The sequence below is a fragment of the Streptomyces cavernae genome, assembly GCF_004023625.1.
Taxonomy (GTDB): Bacteria; Actinomycetota; Actinomycetes; order Streptomycetales; family Streptomycetaceae; genus Streptomyces; species Streptomyces cavernae.
On sequence record NZ_RPDJ01000015.1, the window covers coordinates 178,715 to 199,949 of the forward strand.

The following is a 21,235-nucleotide window of genomic DNA, read 5'->3' on the forward strand; positions in this document are numbered from 1 at the left end:
GGCGTCGGGCGCCGCCCGCCACTGCGGTGCGGTCACGGGGTGACCGTGTACGTCCGCACATCGAAGGTCTCGCCCAGCGCGTCGGTGGGCGTCACCGTCACCGAGGTGCCGTTCACCGAGACCTTCGGATAGTGGTAGACCCGAGCATCGTCCGTCGGGACGGGTGCGGCGCCGCAGGCCGAGCCGAGGTTGCGGCTGTAGGACCAGCCGAGGGCGTACGCGTCCGTGCTGGAGCATCCCGCGGCGCCCACGGAGCTGACGTCGGCTCCACCGCCGCCGGTCACATACGACACCGGAGTCGTCGTGTTGCGCTGGTAGATGTGCGAGTGCCCGTTGAAGACGAGGTCGACCCCGGCGTCCGCGAGCGTCCGCTCGAGGTCCGCGAGATAGGTGTCACTGGGCTCGCTCGCGCTGTCGGAGTGCAGCGGGAAGTGGAAGAAGGCGAACTTCGGCCCGGTCGGATGTGCCGCGAGATCGGCCTTCAGCCACTCGTACTTCGCGGACCCGTCCTGCCAGTGGAAGTGCGCGTCCTGCTCGTAGATCTCACAGTGCGATCCGCAGGTGCCGCCCGTCGCGGCACCGGTGTTGGAGTTCCCCCACGCCGTGTCCAGGACGTAGAAGCGGATACCGCCGGTGGTGAAGGCGTAGTAGGTGGTCGGGTAGCTGACCGGGTTGGAGCCGAGGTACGACGGATAGTCGACCATGGCGAAGACACCGCCGGACGAGGCCGCGAGCGCCGACTGCTTCCACACCGAGGGATAGGTGGCCGTCATGCTGTGGTTGCCGACCGTGCCGAGGAGCGGGATGCGCATGCCCGGCTGCGCCCAGTAGGACGGCCCGAACCAGGATGGCGGGTCGCGGGCGTCGACGTCCTCTGCCGACCGGGGCCCGCCAGCCCCTCGGGCTGGCCGGTGCCGGCGTAGCGGGTACCGATGGCGATGTCCACACCCTCGCGCATCGCCGTGCGCGAGGAGAGCGGCGGTATGCGGCGGATGCTGCAGGTCACCGTCCATGACCAGGACCCAGGCGCCGCGGGCGACCCGGGTACCGGCCACGACCGCGCCCGACAGACCTCCTGTTCGCTCGCCCGGCGGGCGGTGCAGCAGACGGACGGGGACCGGGCAGCCGGGCGCCAGGGACGCGATCTCGTGCACCGTGCCGTCGTCGCTGTCGTCGACGAAAAGGATCTCCGCGTCGAGCGGGGCCAGCTCGCGCCCGAGCTTGTCGAGCAGCAGCGGAACGCTCTCCTGCTCGTCGCGGGTGGGGATCAGAACGGTCAGCCGGGGTGCGGCAGCGTCGCCGCCTGTGCCGCCACCGGGGTATTGGACGCGGGGATCATGGGGGCCGACGACTCCACGTGACCGTCCGGTAGTGGGCCGACTGCTGCTGGTAAGCCCTCGAACCCCGCCCGGCCGTGCCCGCCCGCAGCCGGGATATGCAGGTGAAGGGCACTCCGAAACCTTGGTATTCTTGTCCCTGTCGCCGCACGGAGCACCTCTGTCCAGGCGACAGACACCAAGTCCGGGTGGCGGAATGGCAGACGCGCTAGCTTGAGGTGCTAGTGCCCTTTATCGGGCGTGGGGGTTCAAGTCCCCCCTCGGACACAACCACTGACGATACGGAGACGAGGGCCTCGACCTGACGGTCGCGGTCCTCGACGCGTGTTCGTAGCTGATGGTGATGCCCAGGGCTTCGTAGAGGGGGCTTTTTCTTCTCTGCGTCGGCTGCCTGGATGCGTTGCGCGATGTCTCCAAGACTCTCAGTGATTTCTCGGATCTGTTGCGCGTCGAGTGGGGATTCCTTCTTCCGAGTGGCGGTGGGGAGCGCGTCGAGATTTTTGCGCGCCGCCGCCCTGTCTCTCTGTGCCTCGTTGATCCACTGGGCGACGACGGCTGGGTCGGCTCCCGCTTCGAGGGCTGCTTGGTAGCGGGCGAGTCGTCGCTCGAGACCCGCGACCTGGCCCTGCCGCCCGCGCTCACCAACACACCGCTCGCGAAGCGCCCGTACGACCTGCGGCACTCGGCGCTGTCCACTTGGCTGTGCGCGGGCGCGGACCCGGCCGAGGTCGCCCAGCGGGCTCGCAACAGCGTCGAGGTCCTGCTGAGCCGGTACGCGAAGTGCCTCCATGACCGGCAGCCCATCAACAACCAACACATCGAAGGGCCCCTGAGCGCCTACGACCAGCCGCCTGTATCGGACCAGTAGCGATCACGATGACCGCGTCGGCGAAGCGGACCTTGTCGGGTCTGCAGAGCCTCGTCGCGACGTACTACGGCGCCCACAACACGCCCTCTGGCATCGCGATCTCCTTGGGGAACGCGGCGGTCGGGGGACGGTTCGACACGGGCGTGCGGTGGCTGCCTGGGCGGCCTTCGCGGCCGGTTCCGCTGTCGGTGCCGGGACTTGACGCAACCGTCCGGCTCAGCGAGCCCCGGTCACGGCGGCCGGGACCGCGGCCGGGGTGTCGCGCAGGCCGAGGCGCAGGTGCTCGACGTGGTAGAGGGCCTGCTCCAGGAGTTCGGCGACGTGGTTGTCGTAGAGCGCGTAGATGACTGAGCGGCCCCGGCGCTCGCCGGTGACGAGGCCGAGGTTGCGCAGCAGGCGCAACTGGTGGGAGCAGGCGGACTGTTCCATGCCTACGGCGTCGGCGAGTTCGGTCGCCGCGCACGGGCCCTCCTGAAGGCGGGCCAGGATTCGCAGTCGGGAGGGCGTGGCCAGGGCCTGGAGGGTGGAGGCCACGTCGGCGGCGCCCACGGTCTCGAGTCGCTCGCGCGCGGTGGCGGTGTTCTTGGCGTCAGATGCATGGCCCATGGTCTTCATCCTACGGAGTGCAACCCACGAACACATGAATACCTCTTCATGTAGTCCTGTACGGTGGAGGGAGCGGAGCCGGATTCCGGCCGACCGCTGTGCCCTCATGCCGTCGTTAAGGACTTCCGCTCCGATGACCTCCACCCTCGCTCCCGCCCCGGCCGACCGGGCCACCTCTCCACGCGAAGGCGCCGAGCCCCGGCGCCGTACCCGCGTCCTCGCCCTGCCCGAGGCACGCTCGGCGGCCGCGTCCACCGTCTTCTTCCTGCTCGCGCTGCCGCTGCAGCTGGCCGGCGCCCCGGCCTGGGCGTGGGGTCCGCTGTATGCGGTGACGTACGTGGCAGGCGGCTGGGAGCCGGGGTGGGCGGGCCTGCAGGCGCTGCGGGATAAAACCCTCGATGTCGACCTGCTGATGGTCGTCGCGGCTCTCGGTGCGGCGGCGATCGGGCAGGTGATGGACGGCGCGCTGCTGATCGTCATCTTCGCCACGTCCGGTGCCCTGGAGGCGCTGGCCACGGCACGGACCGCCGACTCGGTCCGCGGCCTGCTCGACCTGGCGCCGGCCACGGCCACCCGCGTCGACGCCGACGGCAGCGAGGCGTCCGTCGCCGTGGAGGAGCTGGCCGTCGGCGACACCATCCTCGTACGGCCCGGGGAGCGCATCGGCGCCGACGGCCGGGTGCTCGACGGGGCGAGCGACGTCGACCAGGCGACCATCACCGGTGAGCCGCTGCCCGTGGCCAAGGAGCAGGGCGACGAGGTCTTCGCGGGCACCCTCAACGGCACCGGCGCCCTGCGCGTCCGTGTGGAGCGTGATGCCTCCGACACGGTGATCGCCCGGATCGTGCGGATGGTGGAGGAGGCGTCCGAGACCAAGGCGCCGACCCAGTTGTTCATCGAGAAGGTCGAACAGCGCTACTCACTGGGCATGGTGGTCGCGACGCTGGCCGTGTTCCTCGTGCCGTTGGCCTGCGGCGTGAACCTCACCGACGCCCTGTTGCGGGCGATGACCTTCATGATCGTGGCCTCGCCATGCGCGGTCGTCCTGGCGACGATGCCGCCCCTGCTGTCGGCCATCGCGAATGCCGGACGGCATGGTGTGCTGGTCAAGTCGGCGGTGGTGATGGAGCGGCTGGGACAGGTCGACGCGGTGGCGCTCGACAAGACCGGCACGCTGACCGAGGGCATGCCGCGGGTCACCGACGTCCGTCCGCTGGCCGGATCCGGGCTGGAGGATGGCGAGTTGCTGGTCCTCGCGGCCGCTGCGGAGCACCCGAGCGAGCATCCGCTGGCCCGTGCCGTGGTGGACGCGGCACGCGAACGCGGGCTCGCGCTGCCGGTGGCGGAGGACTTCGACTCCACGCCCGGCGTCGGGGTGACCGCCACCGTCGACGGGCATCTGGTCGCGGTCGGTGCCCCGGCGCGGCTCCTCGCTGGGGCGGCGGACGCGGGCTCCGCTCGTGCGGCGGTGCTTGGCGGTGAGCTGGAGGACGGCGGGCGGACCGCGGTCCTGGTCACGGTGGACGGTACGCCGATGGGCGTGCTCGGTATCGCGGACCGGCTGCGCCCCGACGCCACCGCCACCGTCACCTCGCTGACGTCGCTCACCGGGACCGTGTCCGTACTGCTGACCGGCGACAACCCGCGCGCTGCCGCACGCCTGGCCGCCGAGGTTGGCATCGAGGACGTACGGGCCGGGCTGCTGCCCCAGCACAAGGTGAGCGCGGTCCGGGAGCTGGAGGACTCCGGCCGCAAGGTGATGCTGGTCGGCGACGGCGTCAACGACGCCCCGGCGCTGGCAGCCGCCCACACCGGTATCGCGATGGGCCGGGCGGGCTCCGACCTCGCTCTGGAGACCGCCGACGCCGTCATCGTCCGCGACGAACTCGCCACCGTCCCCGCCGTGATCGCCCTGTCCCGGCGCGCCCGCAGGCTCGTCGTGCAGAACCTGGTCATCGCGGGAGTCTTCATCACCGGCCTGGTGATCTGGGACCTGGCCGGCAACCTGCCGCTGCCGCTCGGCGTCGCGGGACACGAGGGCTCCACCGTCATCGTCGGCCTCAACGGACTGCGGCTGCTGCGCGAAGCGGCCTGGAAGCGGGCCGCCGAGTGAGCCGCCGCAAGGCTCCCGCACAGGCGGCGCCCCGGTGCACGGTGACCGTGTGCCGGGGGTGCTGCTGCGGCACGGCCAAGATCCCCGGCGTCGACCACGCCGCCCAACTCGCCGTGCTGAAGGCCGAACTGGGGCCGGTGGCCCAGGTCCGGGCGGTGAACTGCCTCGACGCGTGCGAGCAGGCCAACGTCATCGTCGTGCAGCCCTCATCGGCCGGGCGGGCCGCAGGCGGGAGGCCGGTCTGGCTCGGGCTGGTCAACGACCGCGATGCGAGGGGCGACATCGTGGCGTGGGTGCGTTCCGGCGGGCCGGGGCTCGCCGAACCGCCGGACATCCTCGACCTGTACGAGTTCGGCCCGTCCCGGCGCGTACGGCGGGCCGTCGAGGGCTGAGCGGCACACGGCAGCTCGTCATGAGTGGGTGTGGAGTCCATCCTGCCCTGGACGTGTCCGGCTGTCGGCCGCCGAGGCGCTCGCACCGGTCGTCGGCTCCACCGACCCCGTCGAGCGGGTCGCCTTCGCCTGTGAGTTCTGGTATCAGTTTCGCACTGATCGACCACGCGCTGCTCCCGCTGGAGGACACGCTCGACCCTGCGGACCCGGACGCCTTCAGCCGGCACCCCGTGCCATGCTGTGCGCCATGATATCGGTCAAGTGCTCGGCCGGGTCTGCGGGTTCCGTCGCGAGGACGGAATAATTCGAGAGCGCCGGAGAGTTGGCGGTGAGGGAAGAGATCACCTGGTACGGGATGGCGACCGTCGGCAGGCGGGTCCACGGCAACCTGCCCTCCGGGCCACCAGTGGCCCGGGCCGGTGTGGTCGTCCTGCCGTCGGCGATCCCGCCCGGATCACCGCGGCCGAGTGGGAGGACGAGGGGTACGGCCGCTGCGAACCGGAGCCACGGGACGGTTACGCCGTCCTGTGCAGCGAGCCGTTGGGCCCAGTGAAGATCGGCGGACGCGACGCCGAGGCTGATCTCCGCGAGGTCAAGCGTGTCATCGTGGATGGAGACGGTGAGGGCCGCCGAGCCAACTACGCCGAGAACGCCACCGATCCGGAGCGCGGTGTCGACGCTCGGTTCTTCCCGGCCGAGGCGGAGGAAAGGACCCCTAAGAGCGATCGAGCAGGGCGGGACGATCGTCTGCCTCGCCTTTACCGCGTACGACCTGTAGTGGCCGAACGGGTCCGGTCGACCGCTGTCGACCCCCCGACCATCGTCTTCGAGGCAGGAGGAACCGACATTGAGCCGTGGGTACCGGTGGGTGGGCCGCGAACTGGATCACATGGACCCGGAGGCCGACTGGGAGCGGATGATCTCGCTCTACGTCGGCCACCGCGTCCCGGAGTTCGCTCTGGCGATGATGATCTATCCCGGCACCATGCGCATGATGCAGCCAGGAACGGTTTCCGCCACCCTGGCCCACACCTCGAAGCTGGAGACAAGACCGCACAGGCGCTTCCAGGACGGCAACGACTTCCTGATGGCCTGGATGGTGGACGGCCTGTCCACCGCGGCGGGCCGCGGAGCGGCCGAGCGCCTGAACCGCATCCATATGACCGTCGCCCGCAGAACCCCGCACTTACCCGGCAATTTCGATGACATCGACGACTTCGTCTACCCCTTGGTCCTGCTGGCCACGTTCGGCGACCGCCTGCAGACTTCTCTGGGCCTGCCCGGTACGAGCGAGAACATGAAGACCGCGTGGCACCACTGGGCTCAGGCGCTCTTCCGCCTCCTGGTACGCGAGTCCGGCCCCTTGGCCGGTGAGGCGTTCCCCGAAGACTGGGACGCGATGACCGAGTTCGCCGTGAAGTTCGATTCCAGGCCGTACGAGCAGACGGAGTTCGGCCATCGGGTGGCGACCTCGATGATGGACCACTTCGCCGACCGCTGGTTTCCCGCACCCTTGCGCGGCTTCGGCAGGGACGTGACCCGCTACCTCGCCGGCGAGCGGGTCTGCCGCCTCCACCGCATCGGCTGGATGAGCCCCCGTCGCGAGCGTGTCGTCCGTATCTTCCTCAAGTCCGCGTTCCGTGCCCAGCGCCTTCTGCCCGACTACCGCAAGCCGCTTCCTGAACGCCTTCGTCGTACCCGGCGCAGACCCGATCAGCCGAACAGGACGTCGCTGTGACGCGGACATCACCAGATCGTTGGTGGGGCGAACGCCGCGCGGGCCGCGGTCGTGCTCTCCGTCATGCTCGCCGGTCGCGACCGCGTCAACATCCTGATCACTGACAGGCACCGCGGCCCAGCATTTCCGTGCCTCAGCCAGCGACGTCCCGGCCCGCGGACCGAGGCGAAGATCCGCTACGTGCACGTCAACGACCTCGCCGTCTTCGGCCCCACCCTGCACTGACCGTACGCTCTTCATGAGAAGGCGACTTTGCGTGCAGGGTTTTGTGGTAGATCACGAAATCGCAAGGAGTGGCCAGGCCGGGAGCCGACTCCGGATAGGACTCGTCGATCGAACCTGTGCGGGCCACCTGGTAGCCGATGCATTCATACCAGGCGGCCAGGAATTCCTTGGAGGGATGCGACCACTCACGCGGAACAAGCAACTGCAGCTGACATCGAGTCCGGCTTCCTGACCGTACTGTTCGGCGTACCGCACCAGTTCCCTGCCGATCCCTATGCCACGTCGCTTGGGAGCAGCAGCCAGCATGCCAAACTCGCAGAAACCATCGGAGAGTTGTTGGATCCGCACGCATCCGACGAGCTCATCGTGCAGCCATGCCACCGTGATCTCGTTCGCTTGAGTGAGTGATGTAACCTCCTGGCGGCTGGTCCGTGTTGTGCCAGGAACCCACAAACCTTCCTCGACCACTTCAATGGGCCGTGGCCTGGGGTCCCTTCGTCGATCTCCTGCCTCCCGGGTAGCCCGTCAGCACCAGCGTGAGCACACGCAGGTGCTGGCGTTGCAGCGTCGGCTGCTGCCCCGGACCGGCGGCGGCACCGTCGATATCGCCAGCGTCTGCCAGCCGGCGCCCGGCCGGTGTACCTGGTCCCCACCCGCAACGGCTGCGGCCTCGCCGGACCGCTGCGGCCGGTCCAGATCGGCCCACGCTGAAGACTCCGATCTCATGTCAGCGTTGACCTCGCTGATCCGAGCTGCTGCGGCTGCTGGCGGAGCGCGACGGGGGCGGTACTGCCCCAGAGCCTCCGCCCTTACCTGTCTGCACCCCTGAAACGGGGTTCTTGCCGACTTCCGCGCATGGTCTTGCCCGTCATGTGGCCATGGCTGTTCCTTCGTTGGCGGCGACCGCCCTCGCCAGCAGTTCTGGATCGGCCAGCGTGGCGGGGTGGCGCAGCATGTAGGAGACATTGTTGAACGCGCGCGTGACGTCCCCGTCGAGGACGGTGGCCGCCGTGATCTGTTCCATGGCCCACCGCTGCTGCCGTATGTCCTTCGGTACCTCCGTACCGTTCTGCGCGTCGAGGCGGGCCGCGTCACCCCCGGCGGAGACAGCCCAGGCGGCATCCACGACCACCTGCTGGAGACGGAAGAACTCCCGGGCGGCCGTGCCGAGATCGGGGCCACCGCCGAGGTACGAGGCCAGGCAGGAAGCGTGCAGCGCGGCGGAGCTCATGCCCTGGCCGTAGATCGGGTTGAACGAGGCCACGGCGTCCCCCACGCTGACCAGGCGTGCGGGAAAGCGGCTCACTTCGGCGAAGTGGCGCCGTCGGCTCTCGGCCTGGTGGTAGGTCACCACGTCGCCCATAACGGCGCCGGCGGTGGCCGTGGCGAAAACCGGGGGCAGTTTGGCGCAGGCCGCACGGAACTCGGCGACCGTCCGGCCGGGTCGGCTGTCGCCGTACCCCATCAGCATGACGATCCACTGCATTCCCTCGATCGGCTGCGCCGCCGCGACGGACACCCCGTCCGATGGGTACTGCGGCGTGAAGAGTGCCAGGGCGCCGGCCGTCTCGAGGTCGGCGAATTTCACCGGCCGATCGAACAGAGCCGTCGCGTAGTTGATGGGAGCTTCCAGCCGCTCAAGCCTCGGCTGGTCGTAACCGCTCTCCTTGAGCCAGCTCGACAGCCTGCTGGAACGTCCCATGGCGTCCACGACGAAGTCCGCGTCCAGCACCCCCGCGCCCCCGTCGCCCTGATCTTTGCCGGCGGCCGCGACGTAGCGGACGGCGCTCACGGCGTCGTCGCGGTACCGCAACCCGGTCACCCGCCCGCGCAGGACGGTCACGTTGGGGAGGGACGTGATCCGGTTCCGGATCAGGGCCTCCAGCAGGGGGCGCCCGATCGCGAGCAGGTGGCGGCCCTCGCCGTCCGGCACCTGGGGCACGCCGTTGAGGAGGGTGGTCCCCTGGTCGGGCACGAAGTTCGCGCCGCGGTCCTGCGCTTCCTTCGTGATCCCCGGAATCCACCGCTCCGCCCACTGTTGGCCTGCCGGGAGCAGCGTGTGCACCTGCTGGTTCTGAGGCACGCCGGGACGCGACCCGGTGTCCTCGGTCTCCGCGGAGATGTCGTCGGGCTCGATGACGACGACCCGGCGTGCGTGATCGGAGAGCACCCGCGCCGCCAGGAGCCCCGCGATGCTGCCGCCGATCACACATGCAGTGTCGAACAGCACGCGCACGCAGTCGGGCGGGTCGGCCTGGACGAGCTTTTCGAAGAGGGAGACCGTGGACTCGGTCATGAAACCTTCTCCCGTTGGTGAAGGAAGGCCCACGCGGAGCGGGTGCCCGGGCGTGGCCCGGCCCGGAGGGCCCGTGATGGCGGTGCCTGCCGGTCCCGGCGGGATGGCAGAACCCCTTGCGGCCACTCTCGTGCGCTCAGGCCGTCGAAGTCCTGTTCCTGCTGGCCACCCGTCTTGTACTTCTTTGCCAACTTAGGGAGTTGCGGGCACCCTCGCTGTCGTCGAGGCCCGCGCACGTACGCTGCTGCGGTGGACAGCACAGTCAGCACATCACTCTGGCGGGTGGGTGGCGCCTCGCCACCCGCGGTCGACATCGCCGTGCCCTACGCCGACGAAAAGCGGAACCGTGTGCTGCTCAGTGAATGGCGACGCCAGGCCGGCGAATCGTTACCGGCCCCTCCGTTGTCGCTGCCGCGGTACAGCGAAGGGACGTACCGGGTCCGTATCCACGCCCAGAAGCTGCTCGACATCCCCGTCGAGGACCAGTACAGCGACGCAGTCGCCGGGGGCACCGGCGGTCCGGACGGCCACCACGGGGACCTGATCGTCACGCACATCGTGCTCAGCGGCGAGTGGCGCTTCACCTCGCGCAACACGCGGTCCAGGGCGGCAGCCGGGACACTGTGTGTCCGCAGGAACGAGGAACCGTGGGACATGGAGGCCGTCCGGGGTACGCGAGCGGTCGCGGTGGGCCTGCCCGCGAGCGCGATCCGCTTCCCGTCTAACACCCTCGCCATCACCGCCGAGCAGACGTCCCCCGCCGCGCGGTTACTGCTCGCCCAGCTCCGTCTCTTCGCGGAGGTGGCGGACGAGCTCAGGCCCGCACAAGCCACGGCGGCACGCAACGCGACACTCGAGCTGTTCCAAGGGCTGGTGAACGACCAGGTCATGGACGACGCGGACTTCACGCCGGCGCTTCTCGAAGCGGCGACGGGCTACATCGAGGACCGTCTGCTCGACGATCCCGACCTGAATGCCCGAGCCATAGCCGAGGCGCTCCATGTGTCCGTCCGCACCCTCTACCGCGTGTTCGCCCAGGAGGCCACGTCGTCGGTCATGGCGTACGTCCGTGAACGACGCCTCGAACGTGCCAGGGCGGAACTCGTCTCCACACGCCTTACCGTGTCCGAGGTCGCCGCCCGCTGGCACTTCGCCGACGGCAGCCATTTCGTCAAGGCGTACAAGAAGCACTTCGGCGAAACACCGACCGCCGTCAGGCGGCGCTGACTGCTCCTACTGTGCGACATCCGCGAGTTCCTCTGAGCCCCGCCGAGTACCCGGCCATGGCCAGGGAGTTCTTCCTGCTTCGAGTGGCCTGCGGCCTCTGTCCCCGCTCCCGCCGGTCGGCCGCGGTCTTCCGGAAGTACAACGACCGCCCCGGACGGCGGATGCGCCGGTCACTCCTCGTCCTCGTCGTCCTCGACCGCGTCCGGGTCCCGCAGAGGACGCAGGCCCTGACCGGGGCCGCTGGCCTTGATGTTGAACAGGTAGCGGCCCAGGAAGTTGATGTGCCTGTCCTTGAGCGGGTAGAGCCGGGCGACGTCCTCGTCCCTGATGCCGTGGGCCCTCGGCGCGGAGCTGGGCAACAGCAGCGTCCAGGTAGCTGGTGTTCCACAGCACGACGGCAATGAGAACGAGCCCCAGACTGGCCAACTGATCTTCCTGGCCCTCGCGGTACGCCTGGCGGATCTGGCCCCGGCCGCCCTGGCAGACAGCGCGGACCTTGTTGCGGGGCCTGTTGTTGAGTGCCAGAGCAACAGCCTCGAGCTCGTCGGCTTCCCACCGCGGCAGGTCCCTGCCCTTTGGAAAGTACTGGCGCAAGAGGCCATTCGTGTAACTCGTCGGTGCCCCGTTGCCAGGGGCTGTGCGGGTCGGCGAAGTAGACCTGCAGCCCGGTGTCGACGGTCAGTTCCCGAACTGCAATGTCCGGTGTCCCCGGTGACCAGCAGATCGCCCTCGGTACCGTTGATCTCCCACAGGAAGTTGGTGGAACGGGCGAGCCCGCCGCGGAAGTGGACGAAGGCGACCGCGCCCGATTCGAGGGTTCCGGTCACTGCGATCTGGTCCTCGACGTTCATCGGCAGGCGCTGCCCGGTCCCCTCGTCGCGCACCTCGCTGCGCCGGGTGGCCGTTGTGGCGCTGAGCTCGGTGAACTCGCCCAGCATTTTTCGAGGCGAGTCCGTCGAGGGTGTGGCCGAACGGCTTGCGCTCTCGGCTCCAGGAGCGCTCCTCAGTGGCCCGTGCGATTCCCTGCCCACACCGGGGGAATTCGGCCCGCCCATGGGCTTGCCTGTTCGATTTGGCCGGCGAGACGGAAGAGGCGGCTTTCTTGGCCGTATCCGGCGGCGAGAACTGCATACCGATCGGAAGCCCCGTCTCGGCGTCGGCCGTCACCGGCACGGACATGGCGGGCGTGCCCGCCATGTTGAACGGCATGCATCGCCGCCCCCTCAAGTCGCTGACCGAGTGTCCGCGCGGCTTTGCGCCGGCTGGGTCACCCGCACCGGTCGGCGCATGACGGCCCGTCGACTCCAGGGCCGTTGAGTCCGGCACCGTTGACGAAAAAGAGCGTGTCGCCCAGCAGGGAAGAGTCTGCGGTCCGGCCAGTACTCCTGGCCGGACCGCAGAGGCCGCAGAAGCGTCATGGCCCAAGTTGCCGTTCTTGACGGCGGCTCCGACCGGCTCCCGCTCAGAACGGGTACCGCTCGATCTTCGCCTGCGCGGTCACCCACTGCACCTCGGTGAAGGTGTCGAGGTTGGCTCCGCCGCCGAAGCGACCGCCGGCCGCGGACGCCTTGGCGCCGCCGAAGGGCGCCACGGCCTCGTCGTCCACGGTCTGGTCGTTGATGTGGACGGCGCCGGACTCGATGCGTTCGGCGAGTTCCAACGCACCGAACACGTCCTCGGTGAGGATGGCGACCGACAGGCCGTACTCGGAGCGGTTGATCAGTTCGATGGCCTCCTCGACGGTTTCGTAGACGGAGACGGGGGCGACCGGGCCGAAGACCTCGTCGGTGTACGCGGGCGCGTCGTGAGGAACGTCGGCCAGGACGGTGGGCCGGTAGAACAGCCCGTCGAAGCTTCCGCCCGCAGCCAGACGCGCACCCTGGGACACACTGCGGGTGACGATGTCGTGGACCCTGTCACGCTGGCGCTCGTCGATGATCGGGCCGAGCATGTTCTGAGGATCGGTCGGGTCGCCGACGGTGATGGCCCCGGCCTTCTCCGCGAGCTTGGCCACGTACTGCTCGGCGACGGAGGCGTGCACCAGGTGGCGCCCCGTGGTCATGCAGATCTGTCCCTGGTGCAGGAAGGATCCCCAGGCTCCGGCCGACGCAGCCGCGTCGAGGTCGGCGTCGGGGAGCACGAGGAGGGCGTTGTTCCCGCCGAGTTCCAGGTGCACCTTCTTCAGCAGGGGCCCGGCGGCGGCACCGATCGCGCGGCCTGCGGCCGTCGAGCCGGTGAAGGATATGCAGGGCACGCCGGGATGGGTCACCAGCGTCTCACCGACATCGGCGCCGCCTGGCAGTACGTGCAGGAGCCCTTCGGGTAGCCCTGCCTCGGCCAGGAGCTGGGCGAGAGCCAGTCCTCCCGAGACCGGGGTGCGCGGGTCGGGCTTGAGGATGACGGCGTTGCCCAGGGCGAGCGCGGGTGCCACCGAGCGGATGGAGAGGATGGAGGGAAAGTTGAAGGGCGATATGACCCCGACCACCCCGAGGGGGACCCGGCGGGCGAGCGACATCCGTGGCCGTGTACTGCGGAGCAACTCGCCGTAGGGCTCCGCGGCGAGGGCGGCGGCCTGGAAGAGCTCGGAGACCACCAGACCTGTCTCGAAGGCGGCCTTGCCCGCTCCCGACCCGGCCTCGGGAACGAGCCAGCGCACCAGACGGTCGGGGTCGCTCTCCAGGGCGAACGCCGCCCTGCGGAATACCTCCGCCCGCTGGTCGTAGGGCAACCGGGCCCAGTCCCGCTGGGCCTTAGCCGCGCGTTCGACGGCTCGGTCGACGTCGGCGGGGGAGGCGGCGCCGACCGTGGCGAGCGGCCCGCCGGTGGCCGGTGCCGTCACTTCGAGGGTCCCGCCGTGGCCCTGGATCCAGGTGCCGTCGAAGATCCTGCCGTCCCATGGCAGGCGGTCGGGGGCTGACGAGGTCTCAACTGTCGTGGTCAAGGTGGTCTCCGGGGTCGGTGCGGCTCAAGGGGGCGGCTCAGTGCCTGTCGCTGAGGGCGGACACGCTTTTGTCGAGGACGGCCTGGTCGGCCCAGCTGCCGTGGAAGCCGAACGGCACCCGCACGGGCAACCGGACCTGGGCCAGCGGCTCTGCGACGAGGTCGGAGGCGTCGTGGATCAGCAACTCGCTCAGACCCGTCTCGGGGTTCCACCACAGGGTCAGCAGATAGCCGTCGTTCTCACTGGCCGGGTTGTCACGGGGGACGAACACCGGCTCGCTGGGGCTGGTGAGCGGGTGCGGTCCCTCGACGACGGTCGTGGAGTCCTTGAGGTAGTCGTGTACGGCCAGGCCGTCGGTCATGGTCTGCGGCGCCAGGTCGCGGGTGGTGACGAAGTAGCCGTAGCGGTGCCGGCGGCCGACGTAAGCGTCGTTGATCTTCGGGAATTCGCCGGCGACGCCGGAGACGCGGCGGTCACTGACCTTTCCGGTCGCCGTGTCGATCCGCCACTGCCATGAGTAGCCCGGGGGGAACCACTCGTGGGAGCCGAGCGGGGTGAGCGCGTCGGCGGGGCTGCCGATGCGGGAGATCCGGTGCATGTCGATGACGACCTCGTCACCGGTCTCGTAGGCGTTGTAGAAGTGTGTGGGCGCGAGCATGCCGCCGGCTTCGTACCACTTCACCTCGTGGGTACGACGGTCCATGAGCACGATCTGGGTGCCGTGCGGCAGCACCGACTCGTCCCAGACCACGCCGGGGCGGCCCTGGGCGATCAGGTCGAGACGGAACAGGTTGGGCGCGACGAAGAAGATCGCGTAGTTCTCGCTCACGACGAAGTCGTGCATGAGTGCCGGGATGCCGATGTCGATGGTGTGGGAGTCGATGACCTGCCCGGTCCGGACATCGGCGCGGTACCAGGTGATGACGGGGCCGGTGGCGGCGAAGAACAGCAGGTCGCCGGTGGCCGGGTCGGTCTTGTAGTGGGCGGTGCACAGGACGTCGATGCCGCCGTGGAAGTCGTAGGCGCCGTACGTCTCCAGCGTCTGCGGGTGCATCGCCGTCGGCAGACCGCCCTCGAAGTAGACGAGCAGGTGGTCGTCGAAGATGCCCACATTGGTGTTGGCCACGTTCTTCGCGGGCGGGGCGCCCTTGGGCAGTCGCCCGGGCGTGCCGCCGTTGACGAAGCCGCTGTAGACGGCCTCGCCTTGCTCGACCTCGAACTTCATCGAATCCGTCGCCACCCAGCCGGTACGGAAGGCCGCTTTGCCGTCCCGCAGGTAGAGCGCGGCCACCATCCCGTCGCCCTCCCACCAGTGGTAGCGGTCCAGGTTGCGGGGCTGGAAACGAGGGTTGGAGGAGATGCGGAACAGCGCGCCCACGAGATCGTCCGGGATGGTGCCCTTCACGGGCAGGTCGTAGCCGTGGCTCTCCTCCGCCCACGGGGAGAAGGGGCCGTGCAGCCACTTGTTCTCCGTCGGCCAGTTCTGGGTGGGGCCGGCAGGCTGAGCCTGCGGCGCAACGGACATCGGTGTGGTCGCGACCACGGGGACGGACGGGGTGCTCATGAAGTCCCTTTCATGAAGTCCCCCTCGGCGGGGAACAGCCTCTTCGCCGGGGCTCTTCGGCTCATGGGCCGCTCCGCTGCCCGGTGGGCACCACTTCGTGCCCGGCCCGGTCATCTTCGGATGTCGTCCTGCGCGTGTCCTCGGCGCCGTACGACAGATTCGCGCCCCGGCTTTGTCGTCGCGGAGCAGTCGGGGCCCGCGGTCAGGGGGTGATGACCCGGCTGATCTCAAGCGCCAGGAGCAACGGCAGATGGTCCTGCGGCAGGGGGCGGCCCATCAGCTCTTCGGCCCGCTTGACCCGGTAGGCGACGGTGGTGGGCGCCACGAAGAGGTCCTCGGCGGCCAGGCTGCGGCTCCGTCCGTGCGCCAGGTACAGACGCAGCGTCTCCCGGATCACGGCAACCTTCGGGTCGGGGACGGCCAGCGGTCCCAGCACATCGCGCATATAACGCTCGGCGTGCTCTGCGTTGGCGGTCAGCAGGGACAGCACAGCGATGTCGGCGTAGGCGTACGTGCCCGGGTTGCCGAGTGCCTGTGCCACCCGCTGGGTCTCCCGGGCCGCCAGGTGGCTGGCGCGGAAACCCTGGTTGCCCCTGGCCTGCGGCCCCAGCGCCGTGTAGACACCGCCGGCGCAGCGTGCTGTCGGCGCCGTACCTTCGCGGATCAGGGCGGCGAGATCCGCCGGCGGTTGCCCGGGCCAGCTCAGCCATACCCATACCTCGGACGTGCCGGTAGGCAGGACGAGGGAGCGTACGGCCTGTGACGCGCCGACGAGATCGGTGGCGAGCCGGTGCAGCGGCGCGGACGAGACCTGCGCCTCCTCCCCGTCGGCCGTCCACAGGATGGCGGCCATATGGTGGTGGCCGAGGTCGAGGCCCAGGGTGTTCTCCACGGCGGTGGGGTCGGCGGGTCGGCCGGCGAGCAGGTCCTCCACGAGCTTGCGGCGGGCCGCCGTGCGACTGCCCGCCCAGTGCTCCCGCTCCGCCGCGTACTGCGTGGTGAACGCCGTGGTCAGCTCTTCCACGTAGGCGAAGGACAGGCGTGCGACACGCTCGCTCTCGTCGGGCCGGCGGTCGGCTTCGACGAGGAGCCGCAGTGCGGCGAGCAGACGTTCGTAGGTGTGCACGTGAGAGGTCCACACGGCCCGCAGGATCCGGTCCAGCGATACGCCCCGGTGCACGAGATCACGGTTGCCGTCGACCGCCTCGGGCGGGACGGCGATGAGGTCCGGGGGAGTGTCGTGGAGCAGCCCCCGCAGGATCGCGATGCAGCACGCCTCCGCCGACCGGCGTGCCGTCCGCAGCCCCACTGGTCCGTCGGCGATCTCGGGAGACTGCCGGACGAACTTCTCGGCGGCCCCGGCGGCCGTCTCCACCGCCCAGGCCACGGGACCGGGGCCCAGATCGGCTTCGGCCTCGGCGACGGTCGCGGGGGAGGAGGCCGGTGCCGGGCCGAGCGTGTCGCCGTCCGGCCGCAATCCCAGCAGCCACTCACCCGCGCTCGTCATGACGGCCACCTCGCTCGCCTCGCTCATCCGCAGTCCATCATCCTCTGGCCACGGCACCCCGCGGGATCCTGCTGGTCATCCGTGTGCGGCCGGGGCGGGTCCGAGCGGGGCGCGGTCGAACAAGGGAGCCAGCAGCTCGCGTGCCCGTTCCGGAGTGATGACGTCCGCCGGGTCCATCTTCTCGATGCGGCGGCTTCCGGTGTCCTCGTAGATGTGCTCGCCGATCAGGCGGCAGTCCGCGTCGTACGGCCAGAACGACGCCATGTAGTGGGTGAGTTGATAGTAGGCGTCCGGGTCGTCGATGTCCTCGCCCTGCTCGGCCAGGACACGGCCGGGGAGGTGGTGGCCGAAGAAGGACTCGATGGCCAGGCCCCAGTCCGCTACGGCCACGTGGTCGGTGATCGGCCCGAAGACGTTGGCGCGCGCGTCGGTGATGCCCGCGTAGAACGCGCCGATCTCGGCCCTGCCGCGTAGGTGGAGCGAGGTGCCGTTCTCGTTGATGCGGTAGACGGGCTCGTCGACGATCATGTCCGGCTGGAGGATCTCCCGCCAGCGCCCGGAGACCTCCAGCAGCGCGTGCCTGCGGAAGTTCAGCAGGATCGCCCTGTGCCGCGGGTTCTCCGTGACCGCGAGGAGAGCGTCGGGCTCCTTGACGACGTCGCGTACGTCGAAAACGTTCATGCCGGTGCCTTTCGAGCCGAGTGGTTCAGGGGCGGATCTGCATGGGGTCGCTGGCGTCGACGCCGCCGTCGATGACGTGGACGGCGCCGGTGATGTACGGCGCCTCGTCGCTCAGCAGGAAGGCGACCAGGGCGGCGACCTCGGCGGTCGTGCCCATGCGCCCGAGCGGGCCGTGCTTGTGCAGTGCGGTGAGCGCCGGCTCGCCACCCAGTGCTTCCGTGAGGGGCTGCTGCATCGGTGTCTCGATCAGCCCCGGTGCGATGACGTTCACCCGTACCCCGAGCGGGGCTCCCTCGATCGCGGCGCTGCGGGCCAGGCCGATCACGGCGTGTTTGCTCGCCGTGTACGCCACGATCGCGGCGCTCGCCCGCAGCCCGGCCAGGGAACTGGTGACCACCACGGCGCCGGGCCGGGCGGTGGCACGAAAGTGACGCAACGCGTCGCGCAGACCGAGGAACACACCGCGCTGGTTGACCGCGACGACCCGGTCGTAGTCCGCCGCGTCGAGATCGGCGAACGATCCGAAGGGGCCGGAGATCCCCGCGTTGAGGTGGAACAGATCGACACCGCCGAAGTGGTCGACGGCGGCCCGGAGGTAGACCGCAGCGTCGGGCTCCTGCGACACGTCGGCCGTGATGGCCAGTGCCTGCGGCCCGCACTGTGCGGCGACGGCGGACACGGCGTCCTCGTCGCGGTCGACGAGGGCGACCGAGCAGCCCTCGTCGGCGAGGCGCCGCGCGGTGGCCGCCCCGATCCCGCTGCCGGCGCCGGTCACCAGCGCCACGCGTCCGGTCAGCCCAGCGAAGGACATATCGGCCGCTCCTCAACTCTTAGAAGTCCCGTTATTTAGGACTGGTTTTTCGATGGGAGGGACACTAACCTGCGTCCACACGTCGGTCAACGACATGGAAGGAGTCGCGAAGGTGAGTACTTCGGACACCGCGCTGACCGTGCGGGGACTGGGAAAGAACTTCGGCGGTGTGACGGCGCTCGAAGGTGTCGACCTCGCCGTGCGCCGTGCCGAGGCCGTGGCGGTCATCGGGCCGAACGGGGCCGGAAAGAGCACCCTCCTCAAGCTGATCGCCGGGGTGCACCGGCGGGATTCGGGAAGCATCCATCTCGGAGACCACCGGTTGGACCGGTTGCCGCCGCACCGCATCACCAGGCTGGGCGTGGCTCTGGCCCACCAGGTCCCCCGGCCCTTCCATGGCCTGTCCGTCCGCGACAACGTGCGGATCGGGGCCATGGCTGCAGGGCCGCCCATGCGCGGGCCGGAAATCGCTGACCTGCTGGCCCTGTGCCGTCTGGACACCAAAGCAGCCCGTTCCGCGGACTCGCTGCGCGTCCTGGATCTGAAACGACTGGAGGTCGCGCGGGCGCTGGCCACCCGGCCGCGGGTGCTCATGCTCGACGAGGTGGCCGCGGGGCTGGTGGGCCGCGAACTCGACGAGGCGATCGACCTGATTCGCCAGGTCCATGAGCGAGGCACCACCGTGATCCTTGTAGAGCACATCGAACGGGTCGTCCGCGAGATCGTCGACCGCGTTCTGGTGCTCAACTGGGGGCGTCCGATAGCGCACGGCACTCCGGCGCAGATTGCTGTCGACGAGCAGGTGCGCGCGGTCTACCTCGGCGACAGCTCTTCACCGGGCGGCAGCGCTACCGCCCGTTCTCCTAGCGCTAATCAGGACATGCGGAGCGTAGAGCAGGACACCGCAGTCACCGCCTCTCAGCGCGGCACCGACGACGTGCTGGTCCTGGACGGAGTCACCTCCGGATACGGCGACATGGTGGCCCTACGGGACTTCTCACTGCGCCTGGGGCGCGGACAGATCGTCACCGTGCTCGGGGCGAACGGCGCGGGGAAGTCCACGCTCTGCGGCACCCTCATGGGCACCGTCGCCACCCGTACCGGCCGCATCACGGCGTTCGGCCGGGACATCACCCGCCTGCCGGCGCACGAGCGGGCCCGCCTGGGCATCGCGTACTGCCAGGAGGGCCGCCGCGTCTTCGGCGATCTGACCGTCGCCGAGAACCTGCGACTCGGCGCCCCGCTCTCGCTGGGCAGGGGCGAGGTGGAAGGCCGGATGGAGCGGGTGCATACCGTGTTCCCCGTGCTCGCCGAACGCGCGGGGCAGCGCGCGGGCACGATGTCCGGCGGGCAGCAGCAGATGCTCGCCGTGGGACGCGCCCTCATGGCGGATCCGTCCGTGCTGATCTGTGACGAGATCTCGCTGGGCCTGGCCCCTGTCGCCATCGACGCGTTGTACCGGGCACTCGCCGAGATCAACGCCCAGGGCGTGGCGATCCTGCTCGTCGAGCAGAACGTCAAGCGTGCCCTGGGCATCTGCGACCACGCGGTCGTCCTCTCCCGGGGACGCGTCTCCTACCAGGGCGGATCGGCCGGCCTGCTGGACGACGCGGACCTGGACGCCGCCTACTTCGGCACCGACACCACGGATGCCCCTGCCTCCACCGGAGCCTCGCACTCGGGCTCGCCCGCACGCACCACTGGAGAACCCTCATGAGAACAGTCAGACCGTCCCTGCGCCTGGCCTGCGCCACCGCCTGCGCCGCGTTGCTCGTGGCCGGCTGCGCCGGCAACGACACATCGAGCGCGAGCAGCGCGAGCAGCAGCGGCCCCATCGTGATCGGCACCAGCATCTCCCTGTCCGGCACCACGGTGCTGACCTCGATCAAGGATGGCTACCAGCTCGCCGTCGACAAGGTGAACGCGGCCGGCGGAGTCAAGGTGGGCGGGGTCAAGCGCAAGATCAAGCTGGTCGTGCTGGACAACCGGAGCGACACCAACACGATGGTGCAGCAGGTCCGCTCCCTGGTGCTCAGCGACCACGCCGTCGCCCTGCTGGGCTCCTGCTGTCAGCAGAACATCGACATGCAGGGTCAGGCCGACGCGCTGAAGACCCCCCTGATCATGGGCGCCCTCCCTGTGGAACTTCTGCCCGCGGGCAAGGGCTACGCCTGGAACTCCTTCCAGTCCCTGACTGACGGCGCCGACAAGTTCTACGAACTCGCCGCCACAGCGTCCACCAATAAGAAGATCCTCATGGTCAGCACCAATGACGCCCAGGGCAAGGCCACCGGACAGCTGTGGGGCGGGCTGGGCAAGAAGGCCGGTTTCACCGTCGCCTCCAGCAAGGCGGTGCCGGGCGGCACCACGGATTTCTCCGACGTCATCCAGTCCGGCAAGTCCACCGGTGCTCAGATACTCATCGCGAACATGACACCACCGGACTGCTTCGCCATGTGGAAGCAGATGAAGGCGCTGGCGTACAAGCCGAAGCTCGCCATCGGCCTGCAGTGCGCCCAGACCCCTGGCTGGAGTTCCCTGGGCTCGCTGGGCGACGGCACCCTCGTCCAGCTGAACTGGACGGATTCCGCGGGACTGCCGGACACCCGGATGATCGTCGACAAGTTCGCCGCGAAGTACCCCGCCCTCAACGATCTGGGCTCGGTCGCGCTCGGCTACCACGAGGCCGAACTCCTGATGAGCGCCATCTCCCGGTCCGGCACCGCCACCCCCGCCGCCATCAACAAGGCCCTCGCCATCACCGACATGTCGTCCGCTCTGGGCCCCGTGAAGTTCACGGACAACAAGAGCACCACACCGTCCTTCATCGGGCAGTGGGAGAACGGCAAGATCCAGCAGGTCTGGCCGGCCAAGGGTGCCATCCCCCTGAAGTCCCTCTCCGGCCTGCGCTGAACCGTCCGCCGAAACG

General features: G+C 69.5%; 16 protein-coding genes, 1 tRNA gene and 5 pseudogenes. 9 read left to right on the plus strand and 13 right to left on the minus strand.

Annotation, left to right across the window (positions count from 1 at the left end):
* Positions 1-32: 32 nt before the first annotated feature.
* Positions 33-1,535 carry a glycosyltransferase gene (locus tag EF387_RS48570; RefSeq protein WP_202918374.1) on the minus strand — a complete coding sequence of 501 codons (1,503 nt, stop codon included), beginning with the start codon at positions 1,533-1,535 and terminating at the stop codon, positions 33-35.
* Here EF387_RS48570 and EF387_RS25635 point away from each other — a divergent pair.
* A tRNA-Leu gene (locus EF387_RS25635) sits at positions 1,520-1,604 on the plus strand. The genes EF387_RS48570 and EF387_RS25635 overlap by 16 nt on opposite strands.
* 340 nt (positions 1,605-1,944) lie before the next feature.
* A pseudogene (locus tag EF387_RS25640) lies at positions 1,945-2,205 on the plus strand (tyrosine-type recombinase/integrase); the annotation flags it as partial.
* Between the two features lie 216 nt (positions 2,206-2,421).
* Here EF387_RS25640 and EF387_RS25645 read toward each other — a convergent pair.
* Positions 2,422-2,811: an ArsR/SmtB family transcription factor gene (locus tag EF387_RS25645; RefSeq protein ID WP_128378968.1), complete on the minus strand. Its 390-nt coding sequence runs from the start codon at positions 2,809-2,811 to the stop codon at positions 2,422-2,424.
* Positions 2,812-2,944: 133 nt separating this feature from the next.
* Here EF387_RS25645 and EF387_RS25650 point away from each other — a divergent pair, with 133 nt between their 5' ends.
* The 4 genes from EF387_RS25650 to EF387_RS46765 all read left to right on the plus strand — a co-directional run bounded on the left by EF387_RS25650 (position 2,945) and on the right by EF387_RS46765 (position 7,279).
* Positions 2,945-4,924 (plus strand): heavy metal translocating P-type ATPase, encoded by a 1,980-nt coding sequence (locus EF387_RS25650; protein WP_128378969.1) that lies wholly within the window; start codon positions 2,945-2,947, stop codon positions 4,922-4,924.
* Complete coding sequence (locus EF387_RS25655; protein ID WP_128378970.1) at positions 4,921-5,316, plus strand: (2Fe-2S) ferredoxin domain-containing protein; 396 nt, start codon at positions 4,921-4,923, stop codon at positions 5,314-5,316. Before EF387_RS25650 ends, EF387_RS25655 begins: the two co-directional genes overlap by 4 nt.
* An 847-nt stretch (positions 5,317-6,163) precedes the next feature.
* Positions 6,164-7,054 carry an oxygenase MpaB family protein gene (locus tag EF387_RS25665; RefSeq protein WP_128378971.1) on the plus strand — a complete coding sequence of 297 codons (891 nt, stop codon included), beginning with the start codon at positions 6,164-6,166 and terminating at the stop codon, positions 7,052-7,054.
* A gap of 63 nt (positions 7,055-7,117) precedes the next feature.
* Positions 7,118-7,279, plus strand: a complete 162-nt coding sequence (locus EF387_RS46765; RefSeq protein WP_155589786.1) for a hypothetical protein — start codon at positions 7,118-7,120, stop codon at positions 7,277-7,279.
* Between the two features lie 51 nt (positions 7,280-7,330).
* On the opposite strand, the gene EF387_RS50120 is transcribed toward EF387_RS46765, so the two are convergent.
* Both EF387_RS50120 and EF387_RS25680 read right to left on the minus strand, forming a co-directional pair.
* A complete protein-coding gene (locus EF387_RS50120) occupies positions 7,331-7,747 on the minus strand; it encodes a GNAT family N-acetyltransferase (protein ID WP_162467209.1) in 417 nt (138 codons plus the stop codon).
* 400 nt (positions 7,748-8,147) lie between these two features.
* The gene (locus tag EF387_RS25680) at positions 8,148-9,575 is read right to left on the minus strand and encodes an FAD-dependent oxidoreductase (protein WP_128378973.1); all 1,428 of its coding nucleotides are present in this window, start codon (positions 9,573-9,575) and stop codon (positions 8,148-8,150) included.
* A gap of 249 nt (positions 9,576-9,824) precedes the next feature.
* Between EF387_RS25680 and EF387_RS25685 the strand changes: the two genes are divergently transcribed.
* Complete coding sequence (locus tag EF387_RS25685) at positions 9,825-10,802, plus strand: helix-turn-helix transcriptional regulator (protein WP_128378974.1); 978 nt, start codon at positions 9,825-9,827, stop codon at positions 10,800-10,802.
* A 170-nt stretch (positions 10,803-10,972) separates the two neighbouring features.
* Here the strand turns inward: EF387_RS25685 and EF387_RS48580 are convergent.
* The 9 genes and pseudogenes from EF387_RS48580 to EF387_RS25730 all read right to left on the minus strand — a co-directional run.
* A pseudogene (locus EF387_RS48580) lies at positions 10,973-11,294 on the minus strand (Tn3 family transposase); the annotation flags it as partial.
* Between the two features lie 9 nt (positions 11,295-11,303).
* Positions 11,304-11,463: pseudogene (locus tag EF387_RS47555) on the minus strand (transposase); the annotation flags it as partial.
* 106 nt (positions 11,464-11,569) lie between these two features.
* A pseudogene (locus EF387_RS50125) lies at positions 11,570-11,857 on the minus strand (hypothetical protein); the annotation flags it as partial.
* A pseudogene (locus EF387_RS48585) lies at positions 11,806-12,011 on the minus strand (amidase family protein); the annotation flags it as partial. The pseudogenes EF387_RS48585 and EF387_RS50125, both read right to left, overlap by 52 nt.
* 253 nt (positions 12,012-12,264) lie before the next feature.
* Complete coding sequence (locus EF387_RS25710; RefSeq protein ID WP_420802619.1) at positions 12,265-13,743, minus strand: aldehyde dehydrogenase family protein; 1,479 nt, start codon at positions 13,741-13,743, stop codon at positions 12,265-12,267.
* A gap of 37 nt (positions 13,744-13,780) precedes the next feature.
* Entirely contained in the window at positions 13,781-15,307 is a 1,527-nt protein-coding gene (locus tag EF387_RS25715; RefSeq protein WP_238431684.1) for a carotenoid oxygenase family protein, read from the minus strand.
* Between the two features lie 202 nt (positions 15,308-15,509).
* Entirely contained in the window at positions 15,510-16,841 is a 1,332-nt protein-coding gene (locus tag EF387_RS25720; protein WP_128378976.1) for a PucR family transcriptional regulator, read from the minus strand.
* Positions 16,842-16,889: 48 nt separating this feature from the next.
* Positions 16,890-17,495 (minus strand): hypothetical protein, encoded by a 606-nt coding sequence (locus tag EF387_RS25725; RefSeq protein ID WP_128378977.1) that lies wholly within the window; start codon positions 17,493-17,495, stop codon positions 16,890-16,892.
* A gap of 25 nt (positions 17,496-17,520) precedes the next feature.
* Positions 17,521-18,306, minus strand: a complete 786-nt coding sequence (locus EF387_RS25730; protein ID WP_128378978.1) for an SDR family NAD(P)-dependent oxidoreductase — start codon at positions 18,304-18,306, stop codon at positions 17,521-17,523.
* A gap of 112 nt (positions 18,307-18,418) precedes the next feature.
* Here EF387_RS25730 and EF387_RS25735 point away from each other — a divergent pair, with 112 nt between their 5' ends.
* The gene (locus EF387_RS25735; protein ID WP_162467210.1) at positions 18,419-20,023 is read left to right on the plus strand and encodes an ATP-binding cassette domain-containing protein; all 1,605 of its coding nucleotides are present in this window, start codon (positions 18,419-18,421) and stop codon (positions 20,021-20,023) included.
* On the plus strand, positions 20,020-21,219 hold the full coding sequence (locus EF387_RS25740) for an ABC transporter substrate-binding protein (RefSeq protein ID WP_128378980.1): 1,200 nt from the start codon (positions 20,020-20,022) through the stop codon (positions 21,217-21,219). The genes EF387_RS25735 and EF387_RS25740 overlap by 4 nt, the downstream gene beginning before the upstream one ends.
* Positions 21,220-21,235 lie beyond the last annotated feature (16 nt).

Coding starts and splice junctions, on each gene's coding strand:
- EF387_RS25645 (WP_128378968.1), bottom strand. CDS start 2,811: ATGGGCCATGCATCTGACGCCAAGAACACCGCCACCGCGCGCGAGCGA.
- EF387_RS25650 (WP_128378969.1), top strand. CDS start 2,945: ATGACCTCCACCCTCGCTCCCGCCCCGGCCGACCGGGCCACCTCTCCA.
- EF387_RS46765 (WP_155589786.1), top strand. CDS start 7,118: ATGCTCGCCGGTCGCGACCGCGTCAACATCCTGATCACTGACAGGCAC.
- EF387_RS25680 (WP_128378973.1), bottom strand. CDS start 9,575: ATGACCGAGTCCACGGTCTCCCTCTTCGAAAAGCTCGTCCAGGCCGAC.
- EF387_RS25715 (WP_238431684.1), bottom strand. CDS start 15,307: ATGAGCACCCCGTCCGTCCCCGTGGTCGCGACCACACCGATGTCCGTT.
- EF387_RS25720 (WP_128378976.1), bottom strand. CDS start 16,841: ATGAGCGAGGCGAGCGAGGTGGCCGTCATGACGAGCGCGGGTGAGTGG.
- EF387_RS25725 (WP_128378977.1), bottom strand. CDS start 17,495: ATGAACGTTTTCGACGTACGCGACGTCGTCAAGGAGCCCGACGCTCTC.
- EF387_RS25730 (WP_128378978.1), bottom strand. CDS start 18,306: ATGTCCTTCGCTGGGCTGACCGGACGCGTGGCGCTGGTGACCGGCGCC.
- EF387_RS25740 (WP_128378980.1), top strand. CDS start 20,020: ATGAGAACAGTCAGACCGTCCCTGCGCCTGGCCTGCGCCACCGCCTGC.